General features: G+C 73.5%; 10 protein-coding genes. 3 read left to right on the top strand and 7 right to left on the bottom strand.

The features are described from left to right. Positions 1 to 863: ATP-dependent DNA helicase RecQ (locus I73_RS04125; protein WP_022979455.1), on the bottom strand; the 863-nt coding region annotated here is incomplete at its 3' end. An 80-nt stretch (positions 864 to 943) separates the two neighbouring features. Here I73_RS04125 and I73_RS04120 point away from each other — a divergent pair. Further along, complete coding sequence (locus I73_RS04120) at positions 944 to 1,438, top strand: cupin domain-containing protein (protein WP_022979454.1); 495 nt, start codon at positions 944 to 946, stop codon at positions 1,436 to 1,438. Here the strand turns inward: I73_RS04120 and I73_RS30685 are convergent. After that, positions 1,417 to 1,842 (bottom strand): hypothetical protein, encoded by a 426-nt coding sequence (locus tag I73_RS30685; RefSeq protein ID WP_022979453.1) that lies wholly within the window; start codon positions 1,840 to 1,842, stop codon positions 1,417 to 1,419. The two genes, I73_RS04120 and I73_RS30685, sit on opposite strands and share 22 nt — an antisense overlap. An 89-nt stretch (positions 1,843 to 1,931) precedes the next feature. After that, on the bottom strand, positions 1,932 to 3,023 hold the full coding sequence (locus I73_RS04110) for a YeiH family protein (RefSeq protein ID WP_022979452.1): 1,092 nt from the start codon (positions 3,021 to 3,023) through the stop codon (positions 1,932 to 1,934). A gap of 110 nt (positions 3,024 to 3,133) precedes the next feature. Here I73_RS04110 and I73_RS25835 point away from each other — a divergent pair, with 110 nt between their 5' ends. Next, complete coding sequence (locus tag I73_RS25835) at positions 3,134 to 4,054, top strand: LysR substrate-binding domain-containing protein (RefSeq protein WP_022979451.1); 921 nt, start codon at positions 3,134 to 3,136, stop codon at positions 4,052 to 4,054. 109 nt (positions 4,055 to 4,163) lie between these two features. Continuing rightward, complete coding sequence (ssb, locus tag I73_RS04100; RefSeq protein ID WP_022979450.1) at positions 4,164 to 4,685, top strand: single-stranded DNA-binding protein; 522 nt, start codon at positions 4,164 to 4,166, stop codon at positions 4,683 to 4,685. Positions 4,686 to 4,725: 40 nt separating this feature from the next. On the opposite strand, the gene I73_RS04095 is transcribed toward ssb, so the two are convergent. From I73_RS04095 to I73_RS04080, 4 genes are read right to left on the bottom strand one after another with little or no spacing between them, the layout of a single operon-like run. Beyond that, the gene (locus I73_RS04095; protein ID WP_022979449.1) at positions 4,726 to 5,622 is read right to left on the bottom strand and encodes a hypothetical protein; all 897 of its coding nucleotides are present in this window, start codon (positions 5,620 to 5,622) and stop codon (positions 4,726 to 4,728) included. Between the two features lie 22 nt (positions 5,623 to 5,644). Next, positions 5,645 to 7,225, bottom strand: a complete 1,581-nt coding sequence (locus tag I73_RS04090; RefSeq protein WP_022979448.1) for an aldehyde dehydrogenase (NADP(+)) — start codon at positions 7,223 to 7,225, stop codon at positions 5,645 to 5,647. 28 nt (positions 7,226 to 7,253) lie between these two features. Continuing rightward, on the bottom strand, positions 7,254 to 8,174 hold the full coding sequence (locus I73_RS04085) for an aldose 1-epimerase (protein ID WP_022979447.1): 921 nt from the start codon (positions 8,172 to 8,174) through the stop codon (positions 7,254 to 7,256). A 4-nt stretch (positions 8,175 to 8,178) separates the two neighbouring features. After that, positions 8,179 to 9,096, bottom strand: coding sequence for an SMP-30/gluconolactonase/LRE family protein (locus tag I73_RS04080; protein ID WP_026096285.1), 918 nt, complete (start codon positions 9,094 to 9,096; stop codon positions 8,179 to 8,181). Positions 9,097 to 9,216: the final 120 nt, after the last annotated feature.

Below are 9,216 nucleotides of genomic sequence, written 5' to 3'. Positions count from 1 at the left end.
GCAGAGCGGTCCTGGTGGCGGCGCCGCACCTCGGCGTCCAGCCCGGCGTGGTAGGGCAGCGCGGCAATGCCCTGGTCCTGCAGCCACTCGGCCGTCTCCTCCACCTTGCGCCGGCTCTGGCAGTAGACGATGCCGGCCTCGCCGGCGTGCTCGTCCTGCAGCCAGCGCAGCAGCTGGGCCCGCGCGTTGTCCTTCTCGACGATGGTGTAGCGGATGTTGGGCCGGTCGAAGCTGCTGATGAAGGTCTGCGCGGCGTGCAGCGCCAGGCGCTCAACGATGTCGGCCCGGGTGTGCTCGTCGGCGGTGGCCGTCAGCGCGATGCGCGGCACGCCGGGGTAGCGCTCGGCCAGCAGGCCCAGCTGCAGGTATTCCTCGCGGAAGTCGTGGCCCCACTGGCTCACACAGTGCGCCTCGTCGATGGCGAAGAGGCTGAGCTTGCCACGCTCCTGCAGCGAGTCGAGCATGGCCAGGAAGCGCGGGTGGGTGATGCGCTCGGGTGCGGCGTAGAGCGTCACCAGCCGGCCCGAGAGCAGCTCGCGCTCGACGTGCTGCACGCCCTCCAGGTCCAGCGAGGAGTTCAGGAAGGCCGCGTGCACGCCGGCCTCTTCCAGCGCGCCGACCTGGTCCTGCATCAGCGCGATCAACGGGCTGACCACCACGGCCACGCCCAGGCCGGCGCGGTGGCGGGCAATGGCGGGGATCTGGTAGCACAGGCTCTTGCCGCCGCCGGTGGGCATCAGCACCAGCGCGTCGCCGCCGTCGATCACCTGCTGCACGATGGCGGCCTGGTGGCCGCGGAAGGCGGTGTAGCCGAAGACTTCCTGCAGGATGTCGAGGGGAACGGTCGAAAGCGGGGCGGGCATCGCCCGTCATGGTACCTGCTGCGCCCTGCCCGACGGCGGTTGATCGGACTATGCTGGCCGAACCCTCACCTGGAGACGCCATGGATGCCACCACCCTGCGCCAGCAACTGATCCGCTCCATCGACGACGCGTTGGCTGGCCCCAGCGCCCAGACCTTCTCGCGCCCGCCGCTGTACCAATCGCACTTCGCCGGTCTGTCCGACGGCACCGCCGCGCAGCAGCTGGGCTGCGGCGTGGATGTGGTGCCCCCGGGTCAGCGCAGCTGCCCCTACCACCTGCATCACGCGCAGGAGGAGATGTTCGTGATCCTCGAAGGCCAGGGCACGCTGCGGGTGGCGGGCGAACACCTGCCGGTGAAGGCCGGCGACGTGATCTTCATCCCCGCCGGGCCCGAGTACCCGCACCACCTGCTCAACACCTCGGACGCGCCGCTGAAGTACCTGTCCATCAGCACCCGGCAGCGGCCCGAGCTCTGCGAATACCCTGACTCGGGCAAGGTGATGGCCTGGGGGCCCGGCGTGAAAGTGCTGCAGCGCCCGGCCGACGCGCTGGATTACTGGGACGGCGAGCCCTGACGGACCGGCGACCCGCCACCGGCGATGCACTGGCCGATGGCGAAGTCGCAGCGCGCCCCCGGGTCGGCCAGCACCTCACAGGTGGACATGCGGCCGGATGCGGCGTTGCGGGCCTTCTCCTGCTCGGTCACCTGGGCGGCCAGGGCCTTCAGCTCGTCCTCGCGGTTGACCAGGGTGGACCAGACCAGGTAGCGCGAGGGCCCGCCGCAGGCCCGCGCGCCCACCGGCAGGGAGCGGCAGTGCATGTCGGCGCTGCAGCGCGGCGCGCTGGTCAGCTCCTGCAGCTGCAGCAGGGGCGGCTCCGGGGCGGCGCTGCTGCAGCCCGCCAGGACGGCGACGCCCAGCGCGGTGGCCAGGCGGGACAGGGTGGGACGGTGCGGGAAACGCAAGGGCAGGGGTGACATGGGCGGCGCAGCGGGGTGGGGTGGCCACCGGCGGCGGCCCGTCCCCGGCACTGTAGCCGGGGATCGGCTCGCCAGCCTGTCCCGCGCGTTCAGGCGCCCAGCAGTTCGGTCCCCCGCACCAGCAACGCGCCCCCCACCAGCAGCCAGGCCCACAGCAGGGTGCCCAGGGCCAGGGGCCGCAGCCCGGCCGCCCGCACGCCCGACCAGCGGGTGTTCAGGCCCAGGGCGGCCATGGCCATGGCCAGCATCACGGTGCCGGCCTGGCTGGCCTCGGCCTCCAGCGCGGCCGGCAGCCAGCCGGTGGAATGCAGCCCCACCATGGCCAGGAAGCCCCAGGCGAACCAGGGGGTGTGACCGCCGCGGCGGCCCGTGGCCGCGCCGGCCTCACCACGGGCCAGCCAGCGCGAGGACAGGACGAGCAGGAAGGGCGCCAGCAGCATCACCCGCACCATCTTCTCGATCACCGCCACGCTGGCCACGTCCGTCCCCATGGACCGGCCGGCGGCCACCACCTGGGCCACCTCGTGCACCGTGGCGCCCAGGTACAGGCCCAGGCCGGTGGCGCCCTGCGGCAGGGCCGCCCAGTGCGCCGCCACCTCGCCCAGCCACGGATAGAGGAAGACCGAGAAGGTGCCGAACAGCACCACGGTGCTGACCGCCACCGTGGCCTCGCCGTTGCGGGCCCGCACCACCGGCTCGGTGGCGATGACGGCCGCGGCCCCGCAGATGGCGCTGCCCGCGCCGATCAGCAGGGACGTGGTCCCGTCCAGTCCCAGCCAGCGCGGCCCCGCCCAGGCCGCCAGCGCGAAGGTGGAGGTCAGCATGACCGCCGCCAGCAGCACGCCGGTGAGGCCCACATGGGCCAGGTCCTGCACCGTCAGGCCCAGGCCGAACAGCATCACCCCGGCGCGCAGCAGGCGCTGGCGCGACAGGGCCGCGCCGTGCTCGGCCGGGCCCAGCCAACGCTGCGGCAGCCCGTTGCCCGCCACGATGCCCAGCAGCAAGGCCAGGGTCAGCGTGCCGATGCCGTGGTGGTCGAACACCGGCCAGTGGCCCATGGCCTGGGCGGCCAGCGCCAGCAGCGCGCACAGCGCCAGGCCGGCGGCGTGGCGGCCCAGCCAGCGGCGGCCATGGTGCAGGGGGCCGGGCGACAGCAGCAGGGTGGCAGGGGTGGACGGCATGGCGATCTCCGGTTTGGTACAGCGATGCGCCAGTGTTCCGGGGCCGGATCAACCCGTCCAACAGATAGTTTTTCTCATATCGATCGACTTAATCGTTATAAAGTGCCGCCATGGACGTGCTGCACCTCACCCTGCGCCAGCTGCAGATCTTCGTGGCCGTGGCCCGCAGCGGCAGCACCACCGCGGCGGCCGAGGCCATCGCCCTGTCCCAGTCGGCCACCAGCGCCGCGCTGCAGGAGCTCGAGCGCCTGCTGTCGCTGCAGCTGTTCGACCGGGTGGGCAAGCGCCTGCTGCTCAACGACAACGGCCGCGCCCTGCTGCCCCGCGCCGAGGCCCTGCTGGCCGGCGCGGGCGACATCGAGCGCCTGGCCCAGGACAGCGACGCCCAGCGCGCCGCGCTGCGCATCGGCGCCAGCCTGACGGTGGCCGACCACGGCGTGCCGGCGGTGCTGGCCGCCTTCCTGGGCGATCGACCCCGCGCCGCGCCGCACTGGCAGACCACGGTGACCGTGGGCAACACCGCGCAGATCTGCGCCGCGGTGGCCAGCCATGCGCTGGACATCGGCCTGATCGAGGGCCCGCACCACGACGCCAGCCTGGTGGCCCAGCCCTGGCTGGAGGACGAGCTGGTGGTGGTGGGCACGCCTGCCGTGGCCGCCACCCAGGGCGGCACGCTGGCCGAGCTGGCCGAGGCCGTCTGGCTGCTGCGCGAAACCGGCTCGGCCACCCGGGAGATCAGCGACCAGGCCCTGGCGCCGCGCATCGGCCCCTACCGCCGCCGCATCGAGCTGGGCAGCAACGCCGCGCTGCGCCAGGCCGCGCTGGCCGGCCTGGGCCTGGCCTGCCTGTCGCGACAGGTGGTGGCCGAGGACCTGGCCCGCGGCCAGCTGCAGACGGTGGCCGCCCCGCTGCCACGCATCAGCCGCCAGTGGCACTGGGTGCTGCAGGCCGGGCGCCAGCCCACGCCCGCGCTGGCCGCGCTGATCGCCCTGCTGCCCACCCTGGCCCAGACCGACGGCCCTCCCCCCTGACAGGGGTGGCCGGCCAGGCCGATCGGCGATAATCTCGCCCCTTCAGCGACGGGAATTCCGGGGTGCCAGCACGCCCTGCCCGTGCCCGTCCCCACAGGAGAGCCCCACCTTGGCCAGCGTCAACAAAGTCATCATCATCGGCAATCTGGGCCGCGACCCGGAAGTGCGCTACACCCCCAGCGGCGCCGCCGTCTGCAACCTGCGCCTGGCCACCACCCGCAACTGGAAGAACCGCGAGAGCGGCGAGCGCCAGGAAGAGACCGAATGGCACTCGGTCGTGCTGTACGACCGCCAGGCCGAGATCGCCGGCGAGTACCTGAAGAAGGGCCGCCCGGTCTACATCGAAGGCCGCCTGAAGACCCGCAAGTGGCAGGACAAGGACGGCAACGACCGCTACACCACCGAGATCGTGGCCGAGACCATGCAGCTGCTGGGCGGCCGCGAAAGCATGGGCGGCGGCGAAGGCGGTGGCATGGACGAGGAGATGGGTGGTGGCAGTGGTGGCGGTGGCGGCTACAGCCGTCCGGCCGCCCGCCCGGCCGCCCCGCCGCGGGCCCCGGCCCCCGCCCCGCGCCCCGCGCCGAAGTCGTCCACCGGCTTCGACGACATGGACGACGACATTCCGTTCTGACCGACACCCCGGTGCCGCGCCAGGCACCGGCATTGCAGGATCAGCCCTGCGTGACCAGGATGTCGCCGCGGGGCTCGTTCATGGCGCTCAAGGCCTGGAGGCGGGCCCCGCCTGCGGGCACGATCTGCCAGTGACGGCCCCCGTTGGCCGACACCCAGAGCTCCCCCATGCTGCGCAGCAGCCACAGCCGGCCCGCTTCGTCGAGCCGCAGGGACCAGATGTCGTGCAGAGGCAGCGCGGGGGTCGTCGCCTCGGGCAGGACCGTCAGGAAAGGGGCTTCGACCCGCTGCGGCATCCGGGCGGCCGAGGCGCGATAGTGCCAGCTCTGGCCCCGGTCCCGGGAGACCGCCTCGCGCCCGTCCGCCCCGGACAGCACCAGGGCATCGCGCGCGGAGTCCGGCACCGGCGACTGCAGGCCGCGGGGGCCATCGCGGCCCAGGCGCTGCCAGCGCTGGCCGCCGTCGACGGAGCGCAGCACATCGCCTTCATGGCCCAGCGCCAGCACGCAACCAGCCCCGCAGCCCAGCACGGTCAGCAGGCTCTGGTGGCTCAGACCGACGCCCACCGGCTGCCATTGGCGGCCGTCGTCGGCGGAGCGCAGCATCACGCCGCCCACGCCCACCGCGACCAGGGTGGCCGCGTCCACGCGCAGCAGCCCGCGCAGCTCGGGCGCACCGGGCAGTTCCACCTCCTGCCAGCCGCGCCCGCCATCGCGCGAGCGCACCAGTCGGCCACCGGCGCTGACACTCAGCAGGGCGGTGTGCGAGGCCGGCGCCCACGCCGGGTCCGCCGCCTCGCCCCCGGCGCAGTGGGCGGCCGGGGGCAGGCGCTCACAGTCCACCCGGACCCGCGAGGCGTAGCCCGCGGCCACCAGGGTGAGGCCCAGGCCGCCCAGCAACAGGTGGCGGCGGCGCAGGTGGACGGCCCGGGAGCGCATGGGGTTCCGATGGGGCGGCGGCTCAGGCCGCCGCGTCGCTGAAGCGGCTGGCCACGCGACGGCGCAGGCCCAGCGGGTTGGCCTGTTGCAAGGCCGCCGGCAGCAGGGCATCAGGCAGGCCGTCGTAGCAGACCGGACGCAGGAAGCGCTCGATCGCCGCGGTGCCCACCGAGGTGCTGCGGCCGTCGGACGTGGCCGGGTAGGGGCCGCCGTGCACCATGGCATCGCAGACCTCCACGCCGGTCGGGAAGGCATTGGCCAGGATGCGGCCCACCTTGCGCTGCAGCAGGGGCAGCAGGCGGCGCGCCAGGGGCAGGTCCGCGTCGTCCAGGTGCAGCGTGGCGGTGAGCTGGCCTTCCAGGTTCTCCAGCAGCGCGATCATCTCGTCCGCATCGGCGCAGACGACCAGCACGCCGAAGGGACCGAACACCTCCTCAGGCAGGTGGCCGCTGGCGCGCAGGCCGGCGGCGCTGTGGCGCAGCAGCGCGGCGCGCGAACGGGCCGGCGCAGCCTGGCCCTGGGCCAGCAGCTGGGCGCCGGGCACCTCGCACTCGCGCGCGGCGCCGCGCTCGTAGGCGGCGGCGATCTGCGGGTTGAGCATGACGCCGGCCGGCGCATCGGCGATGGCGGCGCTCGCGGCGCCGACGAAAGCGTCCAGACCCGGGCCTTCCAGCGCCAGCAGCAGGCCGGGGTTGGTGCAGAACTGACCGGAGCCCAGCGTCAGCGATGCGACGAAGTCGCGCGCCAGCGTCTCGGGCCGGGCCGCCAGGGCGGCGGGCAGGAGCAGCGTGGGGTTGATGCTGCTCATCTCGGCATAGACCGGGATGGGCTGGGGCCGCGCGGCGGCCACGCGCATCAGGGCCTGGCCCGCGTTGCGAGAGCCGGTGAAGCCCACGGCCTGGATGGCCGGGTGCTGCACCAGCGCCACGCCCATCTGATGGCCCGATTCCACCAGCAGCGAGAACACGCCGGGCGGCAGGCCGGCGGCGGCCACGGCGGCCATCACCGCCCGGCCCACCAGCTCGGAGGTGCCGGGGTGGGAGGGGTGGGCCTTCACGACCACCGGGCAGCCGGCGGCCAGTGCCGCGGCGGTGTCGCCGCCGGCCACCGAGAAGGCCAGCGGGAAGTTGCTGGCGCCGAACACCGCGACCGGCCCCAGGCCCACCCGCTGCAGCGCCAGGCGGCGGCGCGGCGGCTGGCGCTCGGGCAGGGCGGGTTCGATGCGCGCATCCAGCCAGTCGCCGGCACGCACATGGTGGGCGAACATGCGCAGCTGGCCCACGGTGCGGGCCCGTTCCCCCTCCAGCCGGGCGGCCGGCAGGCCGGTCTCGGCCATGGCGCGCTCGGTGAGCTCACCGCCCAGCGCGTCGATGCGCTGGGCCATGTCGTCCAGCAGCGCGGCGCGGGCCTCCAGGCTGATCGCCTGGAAGGGGTCGAAGGCGGCGCGCGCGGCCTCGGCTGCGTCGTTCACGTCCTGCGGCAGCGCGCTGGCGAACACCGGCGCGGCAATGGGCTGGCCGGTGGCTGCCTCGGTGGCCGTGAAGTGCGCCCCTTGGCCGCGGCGGGCCTGGCCGTTGATGAGCATCGATCCGTCGATCGCCATGGGAATCCTCTGGATGTGGGGGAAGGGATCAGTCCGGCTGGCAATCCCAGCGCAACTGCAAGACCAGCGACTGGCCGGGGGCCAGCTCGACCAGGCCGGGCCGGTCGGGGAGGTGGAAGGCATCGATCGGGTGGGTGACCGGTTCAAAGCAGAAGGCGTCGCCCGCCTCGGGCCGGTAGACCACGCAGCACAGCCCGGGCAGCGGCTGGTCGCCCAGCCAGGCCTGGGCCTGGCCGTGCAGGCTCAGACCCAGGGTGGGCCAGCGCAGGCGCACCCGGCCGTCCCAGCCGGTGAAGGCGTTGTCGATCAAGCGACCCGCGCCGGCAATGCCGCGGTGGAGGTCCCAGTCGGCGGGCAGTTCGCGGGCATGGCTCAGCGGCAGGCGGTCGGGATGGCTGTGCCACACCCCCTGCACCGCGGCCTGCACCTCGCAGGGCTGGGTGCGCGGGAACCAGGGGTGCAGGCCCAGGCCGTACGGCAGGCGCTCGGGCCCCAGGTGGCGCACGCTCAGCCGGTGGGTCAGGCCCCCGCCGTCCAGGGTCAGCTGCTGCTCGGCCTCGAAGTCATGCGGGCCGCCGTTGAAGCCGCGCGAGCGCAGCCGCATCACGGCCTGCCGGGACGATGGCGCGACCAGTTCCCAGGGCTGCAGCCAGGCGTCGCCATGGATGGGATAGGGGTCACCCGCGGTGTTGGGCCACAGGGGGTGGAAGTGGCCGTCCTGCGTGAAGCCGCCCTGGCTGACGCGGTTGGACCAGGGCGCCAGCGGCTGGCAGGCGCTGGCACCGGGGTGCAGGCTGCGCCCATCCCAGGGGCGCAGCAGATCCACCCAGCGGCCGCGATGCGCCCGTTGCCAGGCGGCCAGGCCGCCGCCCAGGCCGGGCAGCAGGCCCAGGCGCTGCCCGGCTTCCTCCAGCCAGGTCACCGGCGGCGTGGTCCCGGAGGTGGTCATGGGCTCAGCCGCGGAACAGCGACGCCACCTGGCCGCGCGCGCTGGTGCGCACCGCGAACACCGAGCCGGCCAGCGCTTGCACCGCCAGTTGCTCTTGCGTCAGGCCGACGCGGGCGGTGCTGATGAAGAGGGTGTCGAGGTCGGCGCCGCCGAAGGTGCAGTTGCTCACCTGGCGGGCCGGCAGGTGGATGCGGCCCAGTTCCTCGGCGCTGTCCGGGTCATGGCAGGACACGCAGCCCCCGCCCCAGTGGGCGATCCAGATGCGACCCTCGGCGTCGGTGCACATGCCGTCGGGGCAGCCGTCGGACGCGGGCAGGCGCAGCCACAGCCGGCGCTCGCCCAGCGTGCCCGTGTCCGGGTCGAAGGCGTGGGCGTAGACGCAGCCCTGCACGGAGTCGTTGAGCAGCAGCGTGCGGCCGTCCAGGGTCCAGGTCGGGCCGTTGACCACCGCGATGCCCTGGGCATGCCGCGAATGCCGGCCATCGGGGTCCACCCGGTAGAGGCTGCCCGTGGGCGCGACGCAGTCGAAGTCCATGCTGCCGACCCAGAAGCGCCCCTGACGGTCGCACTTGCCGTCGTTGTAGCGGTTGCCCGGCAGGTCGGGTTCGGGGTGGCACAGCCGCTGCAAGGCCTCGGGCCCCAGGGCCGGGTCAAAGAAGGCCAGGCCGCTGCGCAGGGCCACCAGCAGGCCCGGGCCACCGGCCCGCTCGGTCACGGCGGAGATGGGCTCGCCGAACGACCAGCGCTCACTGCGCTGCGTGACCGGCTGGTAGCGGTGCAAGTGCCCCCCCAGGATGTCCACCCAGTACAGCGCCTGCTCGGCCATGGACCACAGCAGGCCCTCGCCCAGCAAGGCCTCGGCCGGCACCCGGCACTCCGGGGCCTCGTGGGCAGGAAAACGCAAGGCCGTGCTCAATGACATGGTGGGCGCATCCCCTTCTCTTCTTGCTGGCACCGATTGACGCGGCAAATGGTATCAGTGCATATTGATAATCAATTAATAACTTTTTAATTCGAAAAGATATCCAAATACGTATGAATA

Source organism: Ideonella sp. B508-1, from assembly GCF_000333615.1.
Classification (GTDB): domain Bacteria; phylum Pseudomonadota; class Gammaproteobacteria; order Burkholderiales; family Burkholderiaceae_C; genus Ideonella.
Note: the sequence above shows the minus strand (reverse complement) of the source record. Positions and strands in the feature narration are given on the sequence as shown.